Origin of the sequence: Lysinibacillus sp. FSL M8-0355 (assembly GCF_038008985.1) — a bacterium.
Lineage (GTDB): Bacteria > Bacillota > Bacilli > Bacillales_A > Planococcaceae > Lysinibacillus > Lysinibacillus fusiformis_D.
On the sequence record NZ_JBBPAI010000001.1, the window covers coordinates 1,703,441 to 1,724,803 of the forward strand.

Annotated in this window: 18 protein-coding genes; 9 read left to right on the forward strand and 9 right to left on the reverse strand. The window is 38.3% G+C overall.

Going from position 1 to position 21,363, the window contains the following annotated elements; all coding sequences use genetic code 11:
* Both MKY46_RS08095 and MKY46_RS08100 read left to right on the forward strand, forming a co-directional pair.
* On the forward strand, positions 1-873 hold the full coding sequence (locus MKY46_RS08095) for a 5-oxoprolinase subunit C family protein (protein WP_340833920.1): 873 nt from the start codon (positions 1-3) through the stop codon (positions 871-873).
* A complete protein-coding gene (locus MKY46_RS08100) occupies positions 864-1,595 on the forward strand; it encodes a 5-oxoprolinase subunit PxpA (RefSeq protein ID WP_036118299.1) in 732 nt (243 codons plus the stop codon). The genes MKY46_RS08095 and MKY46_RS08100 overlap by 10 nt, the downstream gene beginning before the upstream one ends.
* A 168-nt stretch (positions 1,596-1,763) precedes the next feature.
* Here MKY46_RS08100 and MKY46_RS08105 read toward each other — a convergent pair whose 3' ends face one another.
* The 6 genes from MKY46_RS08105 to MKY46_RS08130 form a co-directional block, all read right to left on the reverse strand.
* The gene (locus MKY46_RS08105) at positions 1,764-2,318 is read right to left on the reverse strand and encodes a phosphatase PAP2 family protein (protein ID WP_340833922.1); all 555 of its coding nucleotides are present in this window, start codon (positions 2,316-2,318) and stop codon (positions 1,764-1,766) included.
* 7 nt (positions 2,319-2,325) lie between these two features.
* Complete coding sequence (locus MKY46_RS08110) at positions 2,326-3,285, reverse strand: LCP family protein (protein ID WP_338653553.1); 960 nt, start codon at positions 3,283-3,285, stop codon at positions 2,326-2,328.
* A gap of 19 nt (positions 3,286-3,304) precedes the next feature.
* Positions 3,305-3,952 (reverse strand): helix-turn-helix domain-containing protein, encoded by a 648-nt coding sequence (locus MKY46_RS08115; protein WP_036118291.1) that lies wholly within the window; start codon positions 3,950-3,952, stop codon positions 3,305-3,307.
* Positions 3,953-4,051: 99 nt separating this feature from the next.
* Positions 4,052-4,672, reverse strand: a complete 621-nt coding sequence (ytaF, locus tag MKY46_RS08120; RefSeq protein ID WP_036118287.1) for a sporulation membrane protein YtaF — start codon at positions 4,670-4,672, stop codon at positions 4,052-4,054.
* Positions 4,673-5,304: 632 nt separating this feature from the next.
* A complete protein-coding gene (locus MKY46_RS08125) occupies positions 5,305-5,625 on the reverse strand; it encodes a DUF4183 domain-containing protein (RefSeq protein ID WP_036118284.1) in 321 nt (106 codons plus the stop codon).
* A 24-nt stretch (positions 5,626-5,649) separates the two neighbouring features.
* On the reverse strand, positions 5,650-5,934 hold the full coding sequence (locus MKY46_RS08130; protein WP_230593753.1) for a DUF4183 domain-containing protein: 285 nt from the start codon (positions 5,932-5,934) through the stop codon (positions 5,650-5,652).
* Between the two features lie 401 nt (positions 5,935-6,335).
* Between MKY46_RS08130 and MKY46_RS08135 the strand changes: the two genes are divergently transcribed.
* The 4 genes from MKY46_RS08135 to menE all read left to right on the forward strand — a co-directional run bounded on the left by MKY46_RS08135 (position 6,336) and on the right by menE (position 14,242).
* A complete protein-coding gene (locus tag MKY46_RS08135; RefSeq protein ID WP_340833924.1) occupies positions 6,336-9,947 on the forward strand; it encodes a dynamin family protein in 3,612 nt (1,203 codons plus the stop codon).
* A gap of 10 nt (positions 9,948-9,957) precedes the next feature.
* On the forward strand, positions 9,958-10,767 hold the full coding sequence (locus MKY46_RS08140) for a sulfurtransferase (protein WP_340833926.1): 810 nt from the start codon (positions 9,958-9,960) through the stop codon (positions 10,765-10,767).
* Between the two features lie 364 nt (positions 10,768-11,131).
* Entirely contained in the window at positions 11,132-12,706 is a 1,575-nt protein-coding gene (locus MKY46_RS08145) for an acyl-CoA dehydrogenase family protein (RefSeq protein WP_340835644.1), read from the forward strand.
* 33 nt (positions 12,707-12,739) lie between these two features.
* Positions 12,740-14,242 carry an o-succinylbenzoate--CoA ligase gene (gene menE, locus MKY46_RS08150; protein WP_340833928.1) on the forward strand — a complete coding sequence of 501 codons (1,503 nt, stop codon included), beginning with the start codon at positions 12,740-12,742 and terminating at the stop codon, positions 14,240-14,242.
* An 18-nt stretch (positions 14,243-14,260) separates the two neighbouring features.
* Here the strand turns inward: menE and MKY46_RS08155 are convergent, their stop codons facing one another.
* Positions 14,261-14,872, reverse strand: a complete 612-nt coding sequence (locus MKY46_RS08155; RefSeq protein WP_340808755.1) for a TetR/AcrR family transcriptional regulator — start codon at positions 14,870-14,872, stop codon at positions 14,261-14,263.
* Between the two features lie 392 nt (positions 14,873-15,264).
* On the opposite strand from MKY46_RS08155, the gene MKY46_RS08160 reads away from it, so the two are divergent.
* From MKY46_RS08160 to MKY46_RS08170, 3 genes are all read left to right on the forward strand, one after another.
* Positions 15,265-16,098 (forward strand): MBL fold metallo-hydrolase, encoded by an 834-nt coding sequence (locus MKY46_RS08160; protein ID WP_340833929.1) that lies wholly within the window; start codon positions 15,265-15,267, stop codon positions 16,096-16,098.
* A 410-nt stretch (positions 16,099-16,508) separates the two neighbouring features.
* Positions 16,509-17,711: an NAD(P)-dependent malic enzyme gene (locus tag MKY46_RS08165; RefSeq protein ID WP_036118266.1), complete on the forward strand. Its 1,203-nt coding sequence runs from the start codon at positions 16,509-16,511 to the stop codon at positions 17,709-17,711.
* Between the two features lie 242 nt (positions 17,712-17,953).
* Positions 17,954-19,702 (forward strand): methyl-accepting chemotaxis protein, encoded by a 1,749-nt coding sequence (locus MKY46_RS08170; protein ID WP_058844660.1) that lies wholly within the window; start codon positions 17,954-17,956, stop codon positions 19,700-19,702.
* Positions 19,703-19,741: 39 nt separating this feature from the next.
* On the opposite strand, the gene MKY46_RS08175 is transcribed toward MKY46_RS08170, so the two are convergent.
* The gene (locus MKY46_RS08175; protein ID WP_036118261.1) at positions 19,742-20,395 is read right to left on the reverse strand and encodes a Yip1 family protein; all 654 of its coding nucleotides are present in this window, start codon (positions 20,393-20,395) and stop codon (positions 19,742-19,744) included.
* 125 nt (positions 20,396-20,520) lie between these two features.
* Positions 20,521-21,207 (reverse strand): phosphoribosylaminoimidazolesuccinocarboxamide synthase, encoded by a 687-nt coding sequence (locus MKY46_RS08180; RefSeq protein ID WP_058844661.1) that lies wholly within the window; start codon positions 21,205-21,207, stop codon positions 20,521-20,523.
* Positions 21,208-21,363: the final 156 nt, after the last annotated feature.

Consider the following 21,363-nt stretch of genomic DNA (forward strand, 5'->3'; position numbering starts at 1 on the left):
TTGAAGCCACTTCTGCTCGTCACTAAACAAGGTGTCTATGGTAGCCTACAGGACCAAGGTAGATTTGGCTATCGGGCATTTGGTATTCCGTTATCTGGACCGATGGACAAAGTATCGTTTCAAGCAGCACAGCTAATCTTAGAAAATTCTCATGACCAAACATCCTTTGAAATGTTTGTGGGTGGCTTTGAATTTGAGGCATTGGCAGATGGAGTCTATGTATTAACAGGTGGACATTGTACATGCTTGGTCAATAATACACCGATAGAGATGTGGAAAACATTCCACTTAATGAATGGCGATCAGTTGGTGATTAAACATGTGAATCAAGGCGCGATTGTTTATTTGACACCTCTTGGCGGGTTTACTTCACAAGTTAAGCTTGGTAGTCGCTCAAACCTGTCACTTGGTCAACTAGGAATAAACATCACAAAAGGTAGCATTTTGTATGGGCAAGACTCAGCGCCATTCCGTTATAATCGAGGTCTTTATGCGCCATATCGTCCAACTTTTGATCGTGCTATTTCAGTTAGAGTACTGAAAGGCCCTCATTTTCATTTATTTACGGAAGAGAGTCAACACCATTTTTTACAAAATGCTTTTCAATTTATTGGTGGTAATCGCATGGGCTATTACGTAAAGGGAACTGTTTTACAGCTGCAAGAAATGCAAGATATTTTGTCAGAGGCGACCCAGTTCGGCACCATTCAAGTGCCGCCAAGCGGTCATCCTATCATTTTAATGGCCGATGCCCAAACGGTAGGGGGTTATCCTATTATTGCGACGGTACATGAAGACGATTTACATAAAGTAGCTCAAATGCGTATGTTTAACACGATACGATTTGCACTGGAGGTAAGAGGATGCCAATAGATATTAACTGTGATTTAGCTGAATATGATGATGCTTTTCTAACAGGAAAAGAGGAAGAAATATTGGACTATGTCACATCCATTAATATAGCATGCGGCTATCATGCAGGGCATCATACGTTGATGCATCAAACTGTTCGCAGTGCCATTCGTAAAAATGTTCATATTGGTGCACATCCAGGCTATCCTGATCGAGAGGGCTTTGGTCGTCGAAACATGGCATTTAGCGCAGCAGAAATTTATGATATGATGGTCTATCAGATTGGCGCATTACAAGCCTTCGTTCAAATTGAAAAAGGCATGCTCCATCATATTAAGCCACATGGCGCACTCTATAATCAATGCGTAAATGATCGGGAAAAAGCGTCAGCTGTCGTCGATGCAGTCTATGATCTTAATCCACAGCTTATTTTATATTGTTTATCTGGTAGCCAAATCGTAGAGATTGCAAGAGGCAAGGGGCTTCAAGTATATGAGGAAGTTTTTTCGGATCGACGTTATAACGATGATGGCACTTTAGTGGATAGACAGGAGCCTAATGCCTTAATACAAACAGAGCAAGAAATGCTGATACATGTAAAAGGTATTTTAACGGCCAATGAAGTCTTGTCTGTGCAATCTAAAAAAATAAAAGTCGCTGCTCAAACTCTATGTATTCATGGAGATGGCCCCCGTGCGCTAGACTATGCAAAAAAAATTGCCGCGCTCAGACAGCAACTATAATAGTAAAATAGATGCCCTAAGGAGAGTTTAGTGCATCTATTTTGTTTAGATAGTTGTGACTAATGCTACAGCTTCAAACACAATAATTGCAGCGAGTTTTTTCCGCAATGATGGTTGGAGCATATAAAAGTTCGCATCTATTACGAACTTTTTAAATCTAAAGACCTCTTACTTTGCATATATTTTCTTGCGTAGCAAGGTAGATTCCAAAAGACGACCTAATAACATAACTATGTAAGTTACCCCTAATCCAATACATGCACCTGCTAACACATCTAGAAAGTAGTGCACACCGATAAAAATTCTTGAAATGGCCATTAAGCAGGCCAGCAGGATGAGTACAGTGCCCATTTTTCTTCGTTTCCAAAACAAAGCGAATGCCAGGGCAAATGAACCAGCAGCATGATTACTTGGAAATGAAGGATCCAGATTTGATTTTTCGAGTAATAATGTTACGCTATGATTGACAAATGGACGAGGTCGAAAATACGCCATTTCTATAATTTTATCTATACCAAGTGTAAGAATAACAATCGTTAATGCATATAATACTATTTTTCTATTTTCCTGCTGATTTTGGGATTTTGAAAACCATAGCCATATAAATACCAGTCCAAATAGAATGGGTCCATACTTTGAAAACAAGAGGACAAGTTGATCTAAAATCGGATATTTTCCTGCAAACTGGTTTAGTAGTTTGAAAAGTTGATAATCTATATTCATATTCTCTCTAAGATGAAACTCCTTCTAATTTAGTCACTTGTACATTGTCCTCTGATGATAAAAACTCTTCCAATGCACTTTTGTTCTTTTCCAAATCAATATCTAGCACTGCACCTACATTTACATGTTTGTTGTCAAAAGAACTGGCGACAGGAATTCGTAAAGTATCCACACCATTAGATTTCCCATCCATTAAACCTTTCCCAATTGCAAGAATGGTTTTATTGTCAATATTAGTATCGATATATGCCTCTGCAACACCAAGTATTTTGGGTAAATTTATTAAACTTTGAAAGCTAATTTGTTCTTTGACCTTTGTCATAACTTCCTGTTGGCGTTCAACTCGCCCGAAATCACTTAAACGATCGTGGCGGAATCGTACATAAGCTAATAACTGGTCACCGTGTAAAGTTTGTTCTCCAGGAAATAATGTCATACCAATTCCATATGACATTTCATAAGGGATATCAACTTCAATCCCATTTGGTGCTAGAAGATCCACAATTTTGGGGAATCCTTCAAAATCAACGATAGCGTAGTAATTGACATCAATATCAAAATTCTGCTTAATTGATTTCCTTACAAGTTCTGGGCCTCCAAAAGCAAATGCAGCGTTTATTTTATTCATCCCGTAATCTGGGATGTCAACATACGTATCTCTCATAATCGAAACGATTTTTACATTATTCGTAGTTTGATTATAGTGTGCAATCATTAAAGCATCAGATCTACCTTCGTCTCCTCTAGAGTCACTGCCTATCAATAGCACATTAATCTCACCAAATTGCGGGTCTACACCTTTGAAAGGCTCAAAAGTCTCTTCATCTTCTTTATTGATATCGTCTTCTGCCATAGCCAATCCACTATTGTACTGATATATCCAATAAACAATCCCTATTGAGATGATTAATGCAAATGCTAAAAACGAATTTCTTAGCCATCTACGGCTCGTTTTACTATGTTTCATAAATTAATTAATCCACCTATCAGTTATTTTTTAACAAACCTTTTGCAGTAAGTTGTACAGCTATCGCATCGTCCAAATAACCAATAGGAAATAGATAATCCGGAATGACATCCACTGGAATAATAAAATACAATAATGTACTTCCAATTATTGTTAATTCAAATAGTGTACCCTTATTTGTTGTAAATTTTTCATATAACTCTTTCAACTTGCTAATAAATGGTCCAACGCTACCTACACTCTGAATCTTTTCGTTAAAACTTTTATGAATTGTATTTTTTCCTTCTTCTGTTTGAGCAAATAATCCATAATCGTCTAATTTTTTTTCAACATCTTGCACTGAAAATTGATTGTCATAAACATTAGAAGCCTTAAGAAAAGTCTGTATTGCATCAACAGAAGTATGAATATCTGATTGAGACTCTTCATGTCTCTGTTCGATAGGATACCCTGCAGCTTCAACAAGATTAATGAAAGGAATACCAAGACATTCAGCGAATTTTTCTAAATGTTGAGGTGTTGCCTTTCGTTTATTATTGATAATCCGTGAAATCGTAGCTGTATCGACCCCTGTAAGTTCACTAAACTTCCGCATGGATAATGAGCGTTCTTTTAGTAATTCTTTCAACAATAAACCTAGAGTAGTACTTTCTCTATTTTCTGCCATATTCGATTCTCCCTTCTGTTAGTTCCTTAATGATTGTCTAATGGAAAATTACCGTTGTACAGAAGTGTAATATTATGTTGACAAAATGTCAACATAATATTAATAAAATGCTGCAAAAGCAAGCAGTAACATCAACAAACCACTAATTACTGTGCCAAATTGCCCTATAGTAAATGAACTAACCTGAACATCAGCGACCTTACTTCCTAATTTGACTCCTGCCCAAACAGTAATAAAGCTCCCGATTGCAGCTGTTAACGAAATGACAACAGGTGAAAGTCCGAGTAGGCCAGCGCCCACACCATTTGTAAGTGCATTTGCTGATAATGCAATACCAAGAAGTATAGATTCTCCCCAGCCGATTTCATCAGACTTATTAAAATCAGCTTCCTCAGGGTTTTTAAAAATACTTTGCCCATTTTTGGGCTGTAACGCCTCTTTTGAAGGTTCATTTTTACGTGGTTTAGCTAAAAGAATGATGCGAATTCCAATGATAAATAACAATAAGGCTCCAAAGATTACAGGAAGCATACCTGGAAGAATAGTCGAGAGCCAAACCCCAAACGTAATGCCTCCCATACTCATAACAAAGCATATAATTGCTATTAATAAATTTTTCCCAAAACTAACATGTATCTTTCGAATCCCGTAAGAGAGCCCTACGCCTAAATTATCTATACTTGATGAAAGCGTAAAAGCTAAAATGATTAACCAAGTCACAGCTTACACCCCTTATTTTTTTATATCATATTATTTATGTTGACAATTGGTGCCTGTTTTCCTAAAATTGTTGACAAAAAAGCAACGGTTATGCCACTTAAAAAAACTCGTCCATTATTGAGTACCATTGTTTTGTTTCATGTACTTACAATGTATTAATTAAGTGTCCTTTGATTTTGGAATAAAAAAAAGACCCAATCTAAGCCTAATAGACAAAGAATCGGAGTTTTCGGTTTTCATTATTTTTTTACTTATTTTAACAGGGGAATCCAAACTACCACCTTGTACAATTTTCCGAACAGTTTTCATTTTTGTTAGAAGTATTGGTTCGAAGTCTATTGCCTGTAAATTTTTTCTTCAAGTGACTTAGATTTCTGTGAATCAATGGACAGAGCAGAAGTACCTGTTACATTAACATGACTATTGATAATGGAAAGTACCACCGATTTACGCCCTTTAGGGTCTTTATTTCATGGTGAAGCCTGTCTGTGCAATCTAAAAAATAAAAGTGGCTGCTTAAACCCTATGTATTCATGGAGATGGGCGTCATGCGCTAGACTATTGTAAGCGCTCAGAGAGCTACTACAATTGTAAAATAGATGCCCTAAGAGAGTTTAGGGCATCTATTTTAGTTAGGTAGTTGTGACTAATTCAACTGCTTCAAGCACAATTGGTGTACCAGCAGAAAGTGATGCTGTAACAGTGTTGAATGTAACTTCAGTTGCAGAAACTGTATAAGCATCACCCTCCTGTAGAACGCCATTGATATATAAATTATAGTAGCCGTTTGTAACTACTGGAAATGCAGTTGCCGCTGTACCGCTATCATCTAAAAACGTTGTAGCAGCGACTGTAGTACCATCTGTAATGGCAAGAGGTGCAGCTAAAACGTTAAAAAATCGTGTAGATGTACCTGTGACATTGACATGAATATTAATAATGGAAAGTGCCATATGATTCACCTCCTTTCTTGGATATTAATTTGTCATAAAGCCAAGCGATTCAATGATAATGGGTGTTCCTCGATACAAAGTGGCATTGTAGGGTACGATTGTTAAGGCGGCTGGTGTTATGGTGTAAATGCCACCTTCTTGCATCACCGCATTAATATAAAGATTGACGTAACCGTTTGGCGAGAAGAGGGTAAACTCTGTAATATTGTCAGCATTATCATTCCAGAAGAGAGTCGCTGGCAGCGTGACCCCATTTGTTAGATCAAGATCGGCTGTGACGATATAAAAATAGCGGTGGATAATCGGCAAAATAGTGCCATCTGGAACGATAGGAGGAGGGACGATGGGCGTGCCGTTTGTTGCTTTGATACGGGGCCAGAAAAATCGATCCTCACAGTGACACGGACAACTTTTTTCTATGATTCGATGAGACTTAGGATTCAGCATGTGCGATCACACTCCATTCTTAAAAAATAACCTTTGCCCCGAATACATTTACTATAAAATATGAAGAAAATAGCAAGAGAACTAGTTGACCATCTATCATTTGAGGAAGATTATTTCGGATCATCAAGATTTTATGATGGGACTTATTAGGATAGAAACGTTGGCATACATGCTTTTTACCGTAAATTAGTGTTATACTTTGCTAGTTGAATAAGGTAGAATACTAATTATGAATAATTAACGAAAAAGGGGTAACTGGTTTCATGAAAGATTTTGAACAACAATTGGAGGAGCTATTAAAGCAAGCTTCTTTGCAATACATAATCTATCAGCATAATGGTGATACAGAACGCATGGATAAAACCTCTCTTTTTGCTCGAAAAATTCAGCAAAAAGAGTATGTGATTGGCTTTGCGGGTCATTTCTCTGCTGGGAAGTCGAGTATGATTAATGCGCTGTCTGGTGAAAACTTACTGGCATCTAGTCCAATTCCAACAAGTGCGAATATCGTAAAAGTGCATAAATCAGAGGAAGATTTTGCAATTGTCTATATGCACAATGAGAAGCCTGTGAAATTTGAGGCAGGCTATGATTTTAAAACAGTAAAAGAGCTTAGTAAGAATGGGGATTTAGTGTCACAAATCGAAATTGGGCACAGTGCCTCTACACTACCACTAGGTGTTACTGTCATGGATACGCCAGGAGTAGACTCCACAGATGATGCACACCGCATGTCAACGGAATCGGCGCTCCATATTGCAGATATCGTATTTTATACAATGGATTATAACCATGTGCAGTCGGAACTGAATTTCCAATTTACAAAGCAATTAATGAAATACAATCCAAACGTTTATTTAATTGTCAATATGATTGATAAGCATAAAGATAATGAATTGAGCTTTGAAGACTTTAAAGCAACGGTTCATCAATCCTTTGCCGCATGGGGCGTTGTGCCGAAGGGTGTATTTTTCACATCATTGAGAGAGCCTGAACATCCACATAATGATTTTGAGGTCGTAAAGAACATCGTGATGGACAGTATGAATGATTGGCAGGAGCAGCTTGTACAAACGGCAACGAATACATTGCGTTTACTGCAAAGTGAGCATGACCATTATTTAATGGAAGAAAGACAGGATCGTTTAACTATTGATGAAGAAATTTTAAGTGCGGACGACTGGGCACACCATCAAGATATTTTGGAGCAATACAATAAATTAAATCGTCAAGTTGAATTATTCTCAGTAGAGGCATGGAATGAAACATTTGAGGAGCAACGGAAGGAACTACTAGCCAATGCAGCCATCATGCCAGCTGATGTACGTGATCGCCTCCGCCTTTATTTAGAAAGTGTGCAGGAGGGCTTTAAAGTAGGGGGACTCTTTACTGCGAAGAAAAAAACAGAGGAAGAGCGTAACCGTCGTAAAGAGGATGCATATAGTGCCTATCAGAACGTCGTTCATGCACAAATTACTGGGCATTTAAAAGGACTTATGAAAAAAGCATTAAAAGATGTAGGTGCATTAAATGAAGAGCGTGCTTCCGCCATTGATGCCTATGTATTTGACTTACCTTTTTCATTGATTGAGCAGCAAGTTCAAACTGGTGCCCTGTTAACAGGTGATGCTGTGTTAAACTTCGCCAACCGTGTCGCGGAGGCAACGAAGCGCTACTTTATTCAGGAAACAGATAGCTGGAAAAATGCGCAAGCAACAACGCTTGAAGCTGTGGCAACAGAAACGGCTGCACCATCAAAATTAAAAATGGCGGGTATGCAAGACAAAGTGGATGCAATTAAGGCAGTGCTTGAAATCGAAGGCTATCAGCAATATAGTGCAAGCATTATGCATCAAGCGAGCAATGAAATCCGTAAAGTTGCGAATCAGCAGCTAGCCAATTGGGCACAGTCATTTAAGCAAGATTTAGCCGATATACGTTTGTTTGATGAGTCCATGCTGAAGCCAAAAGAGCAGGTCATCGAACAAGAGGAAACGCAGCAAGCCATCAGTGCAACGACTCTTCCAATCGATGGTGTGATTAATCGCGCACTGCATACAGCCAATGCAGTCAAAGAGGTTCAAGGCTTTGCAGAAGTTGCCCATTACCTTGAAAATAAAGTGGAACGTTTACAGAAAAAAGATTTTACGATTGCTTTGTTTGGCGCATTTAGTGCAGGGAAATCATCCTTCTCCAATGCATTAATGGGTGCAAAGGTGTTACCTGTATCACCGAACCCAACAACAGCAGCCATCAATAAAATTCGTCCAGTAACACCAGAGCATCCACATGAAACGGCCGATGTACAGCTTAAAACAGCCGAGCAAATGCTAGAGGATATTCAAGGCTCGTATGCGGCAATTGGCTTGTCTGTAGCTTCGTTGGAGGAAGCCTATAATCGTGCTGATGAAGGGCTTGCCGTTCAGTTAACGGATGAACGTTTAAATGTTCATAAGTCATTTATTCGTGCCTATAAGGAAGGCTATCCAACATTTAAATCTGAGCTTGGTACGATCATTCGTGTAGGCCGTGAAGAATTTGAAAAATTTGTGGCGCAAGAAAACAAATCATGCTTTGTTGATAATATTGATTTCTATTACGATAGCCCATTGACACGCATGGGTGTGACACTTGTTGACACACCAGGAGCGGACTCGATTAATGCTCGTCATACAGGTGTAGCCTTTGAATATATTCGCAATGCTGATGCCATCCTATTTATTACGTACTATAACCATGCCTTTGCTAAAGCTGACCGTGAGTTTTTAATTCAGCTTGGTCGTGTCAAGGATGCATTTGAACTTGATAAAATGTTCTTTATTGTAAATGCCATTGATTTAGCAACAACAGAAGAAGAACAGGAAGACGTAAAAGGCTATGTTCGCTCAGAGTTACAACGTTTTGGCATTCGTTTCCCACGACTGTATGGGGTATCCAGTCTTTTAGCATTAAAAGAAAAAGTAGAAGGTGCTGATTTAACATCTGGCATGCCACCATTCGAAAGCGACTTCCATACATTTTTAAATGATGAATTAAGTGCCTTAGCAGTACAGGCTCTTGCAGAAGAAGTCGATAAAACAGAGCAACGTTTAGCCGATTTAATCGCACAAACGGAGGAAAACTTAAAACGTAAAGATGAGCGTTTAGAGGAATTAGCAACACTTGAACAACATATCCAATCGAAGTTCAGCGTGCTCAATACAAGCATGCTAGAGAGTGAAACAAAGCAAGAGCTTGATGAGCTCCTGTATTATGTTCTCCAACGTGTCTATTATCGTTATCCTGAGTTCTTTAAGGAAGGTTATAATCCTTCGACATTTGCTGCGATGCCAGCACAGCAAGCATTGGAGCATGCACTGAAGGAAGTGATGCAAAGCTTGCGTTTTGATTTTACACAAGAAATGCGTGTTACAAACTTCCGTTTATCACAGTTCATAAGCAAGAAAATGCAGCAACGCTTCAAAGATGAGGTGCGTGAGCTGAAAGAGTTGAATAGAAGCTTCTCGTTCCTAACCTTTGAATCTTCAGAGCCAAATTTACTGGATTTTGAAGGGCCATTCACAGATATTTCAAAATATACTAGCGTAAAATCTCACTTCCGCAATCAAAAAGCTTTCTTTGAGAAGAATGAAAAAATAAAGTTGAGCGAGGCGTTGGAAGCTGTAACAAAACCAGATGCACAAGATTATTTAGATGCACAGAAAGTTTTTCTTATGACATGGGCCATTACGTTTATTGCAGAGGAAGCCGAAAAATTACGTTTATATATTTATCATCAAGCGCTTGAACAAATTGAGACAGAAAGACTTGCCTTACAAGAAGAGAGCCGTTTAGCTTCTTGGAAAGCAATTTACGCACAATTACAATACGCATGAGGTGATTTATATGGGAAAAGTATTCAAATCAGTGGATGAAATACAGTTTGATGGCGTCCGTTTTATCGATGCTCGCTTCGATCTTCAGGACAGAGAAGCTGGAAAAAAAGCATTTGAAGAAGGACATGCAACTGGTGCTATTTATATTGATTTAGAACAACAGTTATCCGATATGGACAGTAAGGACGGCCGTCACCCGATGCCGAGCAAAGAAAAGTTGACTTCCGTATTTCAAGAATTAGGTTTACGCTATGAAGATCAAATTGTTGTCTACGACCAGGGAGCAGCCCCGTTCGCTCCGCGCGCCTGGTGGATGCTGACATACGCTGGTTTCCCAAATGTAGTGATTGTCAATGGCGGTGCCCCTGCGCTAGAGGCAAAAATTCCGTTCACCAAGGATATTATAAAATATCCCCCAACGATCATAGAATTTGATTGGAAGGATGAACTATATGCGCCACGCCAAGCGGTAAAGGCAATAGTAGACGGCGAAGTACAAGCAACCTTGCTCGATGCACGTGCAGCTGAACGTTATCGTGGCGAAATGGAACCACTGGATAAGGTAGCAGGCCATATTCCAACCGCAAAAAACTTTGACTGGGAGCAATTAAAGACAGACGGTCAATTAAAAGCGAACGACGCATTACGCCAAAAAGTTACGCCTGATGAGCAGATTGTCGTCTACTGTGGTAGCGGCGTGACAGCCTCACCGTTATATGCAGTGCTAGCAGATGAAGGCTATGAAAACATCCAATTATATGTAGGCAGCTTCAGTGATTGGATTACCGTGTATGATGTGGAAAAAGGCACAAATGAATAATTAAATTGAAACGCTCACTTCGGTGGGCGTTTTTTGGTTTGGAGAGCGCTTAGAGTGGTGGATAGAGCGTAGAAAGTGAAGGATAGAACAGAAAAAGAGGTGGATAGAAAGCTCAAAGTGAAGGATAGGCTCCATCGAAGTGGATAGAAAGCATAAATTGATGGATAGAACAGAAAAAGTAGTGGATAGAATGTACAAAGTGATGGATAGAACAAAAAAAGTAGTGGATAGACTGCTCGAAGTATCAGATAGCACGATTAAAATAGAAAAACGTACCTAGAGAATCGAAAAATAAACACTGTTTACTTTTTAAATTTAAGATGCTAAAATATTCTTAAAATTTAGAAAAGGAGTGTGTATATTGGTGCATGTTGGAGAAAAAACATATAGTTTTCGAGAATTTATTGACAAAAGAGATGCTATGAATGATTTAGATAATCCTTTTTTATTACAAGTTTTGCAACAGTTTTGTCATGAAACATGGGATGAGATGCTGCCGAGACTAGAGCCTTTTGTGGAAAAAGGATCATCGGACTGGCGTGCAATGGCTGCTGAAAGTGCACGTCCGGAAAATCAGCCTAAAATAAGACATTACAATGCATATAATGAGCGCATTGATCGCATTATTCGTTCAAACCAGATGCAACAAATGGAGAAAGACATATTTGGACAGGGTCTATTTTCTAAGGAACAGTTGAAAAATGAAGGGATCATTAAGCGCTTTTTTTTACATGGTAATGGAGAAGCTGGTATTACTTGTCCACTAGCATGTACAGACGGACTGGTTGCTTTAATCGATCATTTCAAGGAGGAGGTTCCTGATGAAGTAAAGCGTATATATGAGCATGTGACAGAAGGCTATGAGGGACATTTTGGCATCGGTGCACAGTATATGTCAGAGATTCAAGGGGGATCAAACATTCCAGCGAATGTACTAATGGCTAAGCCTGAGGGCGATCATTATCGGTTATTTGGCAATAAATTTTTCTGCTCAGCAGTGCATGCCGATTATGCTGTAGTGACTGCGCGCATCGAGCACACTGATGATATTGCGGTGTTTATTGTACCTACTTGGCTTCAAGGGGATAAGGAAAAAGAGAAAAGAAATCATCACGTGATCAATCGTTTGAAATGGAAAATTGGTACTGCAGAGTTACCATCAGCAGAAATCGATTATCAAGGAGCTATTGCTTATCGCGTAGGCCCACAAAATAGAGGTGTTGCTCTTGCTGTTAGTATTGTTTTAACCCGCTCAAGGTTGGATATCGGATTTGCTAGTGGTGCTTTTTTAATGAGAGCAGCACAAGAAGCTAAGCTATACGCAAGCTTTAGATCAGTATTTGATCGGCGCATTGATGAATTTCCAATGGCTGCAGCACAGCTTGAGGATTTAGAATATGCTGCTAAACGTATTGTAGGCTCAGCCTTTTATATTTACCAAGCGTTTCTTCAAACACAACAAGAACCTAATACTCTTGAAGCGTTCGTTGTGCGTGAATTAATTTTATTGCAAAAAATTTATGCTTCTAAAGAAGCTGTAGATAAGCTAAGGTTGGCTATTTCTATTTTTGGTGGACATGGGGCGATTGAAGATTTTTCAGTCATTCCAAGATTGTTTAGAGATAGTCTAGTGAATGAATTATGGGAGGGGCCAAGAAATGTTTTATTATCTCAGATATATAGAGATCTTGTGAAGATGAGACCGCAAATTTCTATTTATGATTTAATTGCTAGTATTCTTGTAGATAGCTCGGCGAAGGAAGTAAAGCGGTTTGCAGAGCAAATCGAACAATTAATGCAGGTGAATTTAACCGCGTTACCAAACTTTGAAAATCGACAAGCAGCAAGGAAATGGGAACAAATCTGGGAAGAGATATTTACCTTATTCCAGGAGCAAACGATAAAGGATATAAAGGATTTACCAATTGCACTAGATTAATATGTGGACAAAAATTGTTTAGGGGTGACAATTATGAACATTAATATTGGTAAGTTATTACGGGATCGTGCAGTTTTAATGGGGGAGAAGGAGGCTTTTATTCACAAAGACAAGCGGTGGACATTTCAACAAATGAATGCGAGGGCCAATGGCTTTGCTCATTTTTTAAAGAAGCAAGGTTTTGCTAAAGGGGATCGTCTAGCGATTTTATCCAAAAACAATGAGGATTTCATTGCAGTGTTAATGGGAGCAGCGAAAATTGGTGTCATCACCGTTGTTTTAAATTGGCGTCTACAAGTGCCGGAGCTTCAATATATTGTGGAGAATAGTAAAGTAAAACTCATTGTTTATGATGTTGATTTTGCGTCAATGATGCAAGCATTACAAGTACAAGGTGTCAATACTGACATTCTATCACATGCAACTGTCCCTTCCTTGCAAGCTATTTTTGAAGAGAACAGTCAAGAACCTGTTTATGATGCAAGTAATGATGACGTAGCGCTTATTATGTATACATCGGGTACAACAGGTAAGCCAAAGGGAGCGATGATTTCCCATAATAATTTATTGGCTGCTGGGATGGGGTTATCGCAAACCATCGATTGGTGGGAGGATGATCGTTTTTTAATGGTGGCACCATTTTTTCACATAGGTGGCATCGCTCCGCTCATCACAAATATTCTGTGTGGTTGTACAATGGTACTCATGGAAGCGTTTGAGCCTATGGCAGCTTGGAAAATTGTCGAACAAGAAAAGATTACGACCATGATGACAGTACCAACAATGTTAGCATACTTATTAAAAACGTATGAGGTTGCTAACGCTGACTCATCTTCTATTCGTAACATTACCTGTGGTGCTTCATCTGTGCCTGTGCCACTTATTTTAGGATTTCGTCAACTAGGTATTCCGATTCAGCAGGTATATGGTATTACGGAATACACAGGGGCAGTGACAATGTGGAAGGAGCAAATGAATAAAGATAAGTATGATTCTATGGGAAAATCGATGATGCATGGTGAAATAGCCGTAGTTGATGTGAAATCAGGCGAAGTGTTACCTGCAGGTGAGGTAGGAGAAATCCGCTTACGTGGCCCACAAGTGTTTGTTGGCTATTTCGAAAATAGGGAAGCGACAAAGCAAGTATTAAAGAATGGTTGGTACCATACTGGAGATGTTGGTTATATAGATCGTGATGGCTACTTATATGTTGTTGATCGAATAAAAGATATGATTATTAGTGGCGGAGAAAATATTTATTCTGCAGAATTAGAATTAACTCTTGCCAACCATCCAGCTGTTGCTGATGTAGCGGTGATTGGCATGCCGGATGAAAAGTGGGGCGAGATTCCAAAAGCTTATATAGTGGTAAAACCAAACATATCGATAACAGAAGCGGACATAATGGCGTTTTGTAAAGAAAATTTAGCTTCTTATAAAGCAGTGAAAGAAGTAGAGTTTGTTGAACAGCTTCCTCGCAATGCTGTTGGAAAATTACTCAAGCATCAGTTAAAGCAGGTAGTCAAACAACCATAAAAAAATAAAAGGCAGGTATTATTTTTCCTGCCTTTTTATTGTATGGACCAAAAGATTTGTTAGTTGCTTAATATGTTGCAAATTGGAGTCTGATGAACGACCAGGTAAATTTTTATAGGTAATTAATAGGCCATTTAACGATGCGAAAAAAAGTTGAACAGTATGTTTAAGATGGTCATTAGGGAGATGTTGTCTTAAAGCTTCTCTGAAAAGTGAAAATAACTCATCGATTATGTCATGTAGCTCTTGTGAGACATTGCCATGTTGTTCGTTTTCTAGCATGAAATAGGTCATCATATGATATAAATTATCGTGCATATACATGTATTCTATATATTTTGTTGCCAGTAATTCGAGTTGATGATCTTGTCCCTCGACGGTTTGGTGCAATACGTTTAAAAGGCTGGAGCTTTCAATTTTAAATGCCGTCATAAATAAATGTTGTTGATCATCAAAATATTGATAGATTAGACCTGGAGAAACGTTTGCATGTTTAGCGATAGCCCGCATGCTCACCTCAGCAAATGACTTTGAACTAAATAATTCGATAGCGGCATTAATAATATTTTCTCTATTGATCGTTTTCTTCTGTTGTCGCTTGGATACATGCTGAACCTCTTTTGTCTCCATAAGTATTGCTCCTTTACACTTTATATAAATAAGATTCTATAAAAAACATCAGATATTGACAATCAAATTACGTGATACTCAGTGTAATAAAATTGTATTTTTTAAGATAAATGGATTTTTTTGTGTTAACTGGGAGGTAAGCAAGTCCAGTTAACACGCAACTGTAAGAGTGTTAAAAACTTTTCATCATTGTTAGTTAGAAATTTTTACAAATGACTGGCAGGTAGTCATACATTGCTTTTGCTGACTGTCAATATATGTTTATTTCTTTATGTGTTAGCATTTCGGAAAACGTGTAAAGAAAAATTCCGTTGTTGTTACCTATTCGCAAAAATGACTCGCCATTCATTATATGCTACACTTTTTTGTACAAGGGGCAAAGGGGGAAGAGGATGTTTACACGTGAGAAAAGTCTAGAGATTGAACAGCATCATGATGTACGATGTGCACATGGTAAAGTAGCAGTTCAGGGGATTGGCATGAGTGTGTACAGTTTTTTTGTGGATGGGTTACTGATTGATACAGGCTCCTATTCGCTGTCGCAGGAATTCCAATCCTTTTTTAATGAAATACCAATAGAGCAATTGGCCTTAACGCATTCTCATGAGGATCATGTAGGCAATGCTGCATGGATTCAACACCATCATAAAAATGTACCTATCTATATACACCGAGATTCAGTCAGCATTTGTGCAGTGGATGGAGATTATCCGCTTTATCGTCAGGCACTTTGGGGGGAACGACCGGCGTTTGTTGCCCAAGCAATTGGCGATACTATTCAAACGAAATCAGCTACATGGGATGTCATTGAAACACCTGGGCATACAACAGATCATTTGTCGTTTTACAATCGGGAAACAGGTGCTATGTTTACAGGAGATTTGTTTATTCAGCCAAAGACGAAGGTTGTGCTTGATGAAGAAAACATCGTACATACCTTGGCGTCTTTGAGGAAAATAGTCAACTACGATTTCGATGTCGTCTATTGCTGTCATGCGGGCTTTATAGCAGATGGGCGAACAAAAATACAGGAAAAAATTGCTTATTTAGAAGACATGGAGGGAAAAGTAAAGCAATTGTTTATGCAAGGTTATACAATTGAAGAAATGACCAAAACAATTTTTCCTCGTGATTATCCGATTACGAAAGTATCTGGGGAACAATGGTCTTCCAAGCATATTATCACGGCTTTTATCCATCACTTTACGCAGGAGTCCTTAACATAAGGGCTCTTTTTTTGTTGGTTAGCTGTGACTTACATAAATACTTTGAGATACATAATAAAAAACTTTGTGAAAAAATGTGAATAAATTGTGACAAACTCAATTAAGACAATGGATGCGCTTACATAAGTTTGTGAAAAAATTCTCATTTACATAAGAAAAATACTATGTGAAAAGATGAACAGGTGAAAAGGCTACAGTTGTACATTTTATGCGACGTAATATAGAACATTAATTATCTTAAAATAATTGATTGTGAAGTGTTTAATTTGACAGAAAAATATATTCAAAGGCATTAAATACTGTATTTTTGAAGGGTAAAATAAATTGACAGAAAATTTGTTGACTATGTTTTCACAAAGTATTATGATTCTGAAATATAATGAAAAACAAAGGGAAAAGGATGGGATGGAATGGACGTAATGAAAAAAGCATTAGAAATGCATGCACACTATAGCGGAAAATTAGAGGTTATTTCGAAGGTGCCAGTACAGGATTCTTATGATCTTAGTTTGGCTTATTCACCTGGAGTAGCAGCTCCATGTGTGGAAATTGAGAAAAACCCATCACTTGTCTATGACTATACGATGAAAGGCAATATGGTAGCTGTTGTTTCGGATGGCACGGCAGTTTTAGGCTTAGGGGATATTGGACCTAAAGCGGCATTACCAGTAATGGAAGGGAAGGCGATTTTACTAAAGCGTTTTGCCAATGTTGATGCTTTTCCAATCTGTTTAGATACGAAAAATACGGATGAAATCGTCAGTATTGTGAAGGCGCTTGCCCCGACATTTGGTGCTGTGAACTTAGAGGATATTTCAGCGCCTAGATGCTTTGAAATTGAAGATCGCCTACGTCAGGAATGTGATATTCCAGTATTTCATGACGATCAGCATGGAACAGCAATTGTTGTAGGAGCAGCCATGATTAATGCCAACCGTATTGTGAAGAAGGATGTTGCAACGATGAAGGTTGTGATAAATGGTGCTGGTGCTGCGGGGATTGCGATTTTACGAATTCTTGTACAAATGGGCTACAAAAATATTTATATGTGCGATACAAAAGGCATTATTTATGAGGGACGTACAGAAGGGATGAATCCGATTAAAGAAGCAGTGGCTCATTTAACTAATCCAGAAAAACTGCATGGCACACTGGAAGATGCGCTAACAGGTGCGGATGTCTTTATCGGGGTTTCTGTCGCAAATTTATTAACAGAGGCACACATTGCATCCATGAATGAAAATCCAGTCGTCTTTGCCCTAGCCAATCCAAACCCTGAAATTACCTATGAAAATGCTAAAGCTTGGGGTGTGCGTATTATGGGCACGGGTCGTTCAGATTATCCAAATCAAATTAATAATGTTCTAGCATTCCCTGGTATTTTCCGGGGGGCTTTAGATGTGCGAGCAACGGATATTAATGAAACGATGAAATTAGCGGCAGTTGAAGCCATTGCTTCTCTTGTAAGTGACGCCGAATTAACAGAGGAATATATTGTACCGAAATCTTTAGATGAGCGTGTTGTGGCAATCGTTTCACGAGCTGTAAGTGGCGCTGCTGTTGAATCGGGCGTATCGGAATTATTCCAACAAAGTACGGCTCTATCTGTCTAGTGAATAACCGCTTTCTAAAAATAGATAAAGAAAAGTGATAAACTTTTCTTTATCTATTTTTTTGTGATTTAATGGCGAATATGCTCGAAAAATGTTGTTGTTTGATTTTTTATGTAATAAAATGAATATGAATAATGTAATAATTTACATTTTCTGTTTTAGAGGAATAACTGCTTAATTTTTCAATTTTATTGTGAAAATTAGGTCTAAAGTACATATAAAATGAAAGAGGTGTTGGCCATATGAAATCATTATTTCAATTTCGATCCATTAAGGCGAAGCTGATTGCTTTCTCTTTGCTGCTTTTATTGATTCCCCTTATTATTCTTGGCTTTTCAAGCTATCAACAAAGTAAAGCAAATTTAGAGACAGTAGGAAAAGAGAATTTACGAAACAGTGTAGAAATGACCATTGCCATGATTGAGCAATTCAATCAACAGGTAGAGGCAGGCAATCTATCCTTAGAGGAAGCGCAAGAAAAAGTAAAGATTGCGATTTTAGGTGAGAAGGATAGCGAAGGAAAACGACCGATTAATAAAGAGATTAAGCTAGGCGATAACGGCTATATATTCGTCGTAGACCAAAAAGGGAACTCCATCGCACACCCTAACATAGAGGGCTCCAATGTCTGGGATGAGCAGGATGATAGTGGCTTTAAATATATGCAAGAAATCATTGCCGTTGGGAATGATGGTGGTGGCTTTGTAAGCTATGAATGGGCATTACCAAATACAGATCAATTGGAAGAAAAGGGTGTTTATACAGAAACAGACCCTTATTGGGGATGGGTCATTGGTGCGAGTACTTATTTAATGGATTTCAATAAACCAGCAGAAAGTATTTTAAAATTAACAATCATTGTGATTGCTATTGCGGTTATTGTGGGCATATTTGTGATTTGGCAATATGCAAGTAGTATGGCAAAACCGATTAACCGAGTGGCTCAAGCTATGGAACAGTTTGCGCAGGGTGATTTATCTCAAGACAGCATATCTATTCGATCAAAGGATGAAATAGGCAAGCTGGCAAATGCAATGAATCAAATGCAACAGAAATTGAAGGGTATGATTCATAATATCGCGCAAGCTTCTGATTTGATTAATACTTCTAGTAAAGAACTGACACAATCAGCAAATGAAGTGAATATGGGAGCGGAGCAAGTGGCGATTACGATGCATGAATTAGCATCAGGTGCAGAAGGACAAGCTCATCATTCGAATGAATTAACATCCTTGATGGAACGCTTCACGGCGGATTTACAGGAAACGAATCAGCATGGTGCTCATATTCATCAATCCTCTGTGGAAGTATTAGCATTAACAAATGAAGGAAGTCAGCTAATGACATCCTCCAATTCTCAAATGGTGAAGATTGATAGCATTGTGCAAAATGCGGTAGAGAAAGTGAAAAATTTAGATGCCCAAGCTCAGGAAATTTCAAAGCTGGTCGTTGTTATTAAAGATATAGCAGATCAAACGAACCTGCTGGCTTTGAATGCTGCCATTGAAGCGGCTAGAGCTGGTGAGCAGGGCAAAGGATTTGCAGTGGTGGCAGATGAAGTACGCAAGCTGGCAGAACAAGTAGCGTTTTCAGTTAACGACATTACATCAATTGTCACGAACATTCAGCAGGATTTTGATGTTGTCACAACCTCTTTAGAGGATGGTTATCAAGAGGTTAAAGAAGGAACGAATCAAATAAAAGCTACTAGCGAAACGTTTAATACAATTAGTTATTCCATCAATGATGTAGTAGAAAGTGTTAAACTAATTTCAACGAATTTATCGAAGGTTACAGAAGACGGCCGTAAAATGAACAACTCGATTCAGGAGATTGCTGCGGTAGCAGAGGAATCTGCTGCAGGTGTTGAGCAGACAACGGCTACAACGGAAGAGACAAGTAGCTCTATGGATGATATGGCAGGAAAATCTGCCCAATTATCAGAGTTAGCCTTACAATTGAAAGCGTTGATTGCCCAATTCAAACTATAGCCAAAAATCTCCCGCTCTCTTCAGAGAGGGGAGATTTTTTTAAATCATACCAACACCGATAATGCCGATGAGAATGATAAAGAAAAGAACAAACAATACAACGAAAAGAATAATTCCTGGAATAAAAATAGTGAAGAAGGCCATCCAGTTAGAGATTTGATGTGCTTCGGCAACAACACCTACTGAAATAACAAAAGACCAGATACTAACAACGATGGTTACTAAAATAGTTGGCCAAAAAATCCACGGCAATGAACCGATAAAGTTTGGGTCTAATAAAGAATCTGGGGAAGTTATTAACCAAATTAAATAAAGTGGGATTAGTACAATAAATGGAATGGCTGTAAGGCTCAATCCTTTAAATAAGTCCGAATAAGTACCAGTTCCTTTGAATAATTTACCAAATAGCCATGAAATGAGGGCGGAAAAAGCCGTACCAATAATCCCAGCGATTGGCGCAAAAATAACACATAATAAGGCTAAAATCCATGGTGAGAGATTAGGGAATAATTCCGAATCAATCAGCCCTGACATAAGAGAGCCGATATAACCAATAGACAAAACCAAAATGGCAAAGCCAATCGATTTTTCATTAATCATATAACGAGCTGCTTGTTTTGGATGCATCCAAACTGCTAAAAACGGATTTAGTTTAGGCCTCTCTTCTTTCGGTGTCTCCGTATAGTTTTCCATTAAACTACCTCCAAAATTATAGAATAATTGCTTATTACAATAGTTAATATACGAGTGGTGGAAGGAAAAGTTTCGTCAAAAATAAAAAAAGAGCCGCAGCCGACTCTTTTTCATAATTGCTTCTATTATTCAGCTAACATCATTTTTTCAAGCTCTAACGGTTCAATATATTCTTCGCCTTTGTAAGCACGCATATTACCGCCAGAAATTTCATCAATTAATAAAATATCATTTGTTTTAGCATCACGACCGAATTCTAATTTAATGTCATACAGTGTTAAGCCTTTTTTAGCAAGCTCTGCCGCCACAAATTTTGAAATTTCAATTGTACGTTGTTTTAAAATGGCGTATTCTTCGTGAGTTAACAGGTTTAACATCGCTAAAGCATCTTCAGAAATAGGGGGGTCTAAACGATCATCATCTTTAATCGTTACTTCCACAAAAGAGTCCAGCTCCTGTCCTTCCTTTACATAAGCACCATAACGGCGTAGGAATGAACCGACTGCCTTGAAGCGGCAAATGACCTCTAAACCTTTCCCAAAAACAGTTGCTGGTTTCACGGTCATAGTGGCATCCTCAAAGTTTGCGTCAACATAGTGCGTAGGTACACCTTGTTGATTTAATTTCGAATAGAAATAAGAAGTTAAGCGCAAACCAGCTAAGCCCGCACCGTCAATCGTTAAACCAACAGTATTAGCACCTGGGTCAAACACACCATTTTCTCCTGTAACATCATCTTTAAATTTTAATAAATAATGGCCGTCTTCTAATTTGAACACATTTTTTGTTTTACCTGTATACAATAATTCCACAAAAAAACCTCCAATATTTCATAGTACTCCAAAATTATAACACGAATATTTCAAATGTTTAATAACAAAACGTTCGTTTAAAACGTTTATTTATATGTTTTATAACGAAATTTCTAATAAAAAATAAGATGATAACGAATGTTCGTTACCATCTTG

Excerpts from the sequence above, each read along its gene's own strand:
- MKY46_RS08105 (WP_340833922.1), bottom strand. The coding sequence starts at position 2,318 with ATGAATATAGATTATCAACTTTTCAAACTACTAAACCAGTTTGCAGGA.
- MKY46_RS08110 (WP_338653553.1), bottom strand. The coding sequence starts at position 3,285 with ATGAAACATAGTAAAACGAGCCGTAGATGGCTAAGAAATTCGTTTTTA.
- MKY46_RS08160 (WP_340833929.1), top strand. The coding sequence starts at position 15,265 with ATGTTTACACGTGAGAAAAGTCTAGAGATTGAACAGCATCATGATGTA.
- MKY46_RS08140 (WP_340833926.1), top strand. The coding sequence starts at position 9,958 with ATGGGAAAAGTATTCAAATCAGTGGATGAAATACAGTTTGATGGCGTC.
- MKY46_RS08100 (WP_036118299.1), top strand. The coding sequence starts at position 864 with ATGCCAATAGATATTAACTGTGATTTAGCTGAATATGATGATGCTTTT.
- MKY46_RS08165 (WP_036118266.1), top strand. The coding sequence starts at position 16,509 with ATGGACGTAATGAAAAAAGCATTAGAAATGCATGCACACTATAGCGGA.
- MKY46_RS08155 (WP_340808755.1), bottom strand. The coding sequence starts at position 14,872 with ATGGAGACAAAAGAGGTTCAGCATGTATCCAAGCGACAACAGAAGAAA.
- MKY46_RS08115 (WP_036118291.1), bottom strand. The coding sequence starts at position 3,952 with ATGGCAGAAAATAGAGAAAGTACTACTCTAGGTTTATTGTTGAAAGAA.
- menE (WP_340833928.1), top strand. The coding sequence starts at position 12,740 with ATGAACATTAATATTGGTAAGTTATTACGGGATCGTGCAGTTTTAATG.
- MKY46_RS08135 (WP_340833924.1), top strand. The coding sequence starts at position 6,336 with ATGAAAGATTTTGAACAACAATTGGAGGAGCTATTAAAGCAAGCTTCT.
- MKY46_RS08175 (WP_036118261.1), bottom strand. The coding sequence starts at position 20,395 with ATGGAAAACTATACGGAGACACCGAAAGAAGAGAGGCCTAAACTAAAT.
- MKY46_RS08170 (WP_058844660.1), top strand. The coding sequence starts at position 17,954 with ATGAAATCATTATTTCAATTTCGATCCATTAAGGCGAAGCTGATTGCT.
- MKY46_RS08125 (WP_036118284.1), bottom strand. The coding sequence starts at position 5,625 with ATGGCACTTTCCATTATTAATATTCATGTCAATGTCACAGGTACATCT.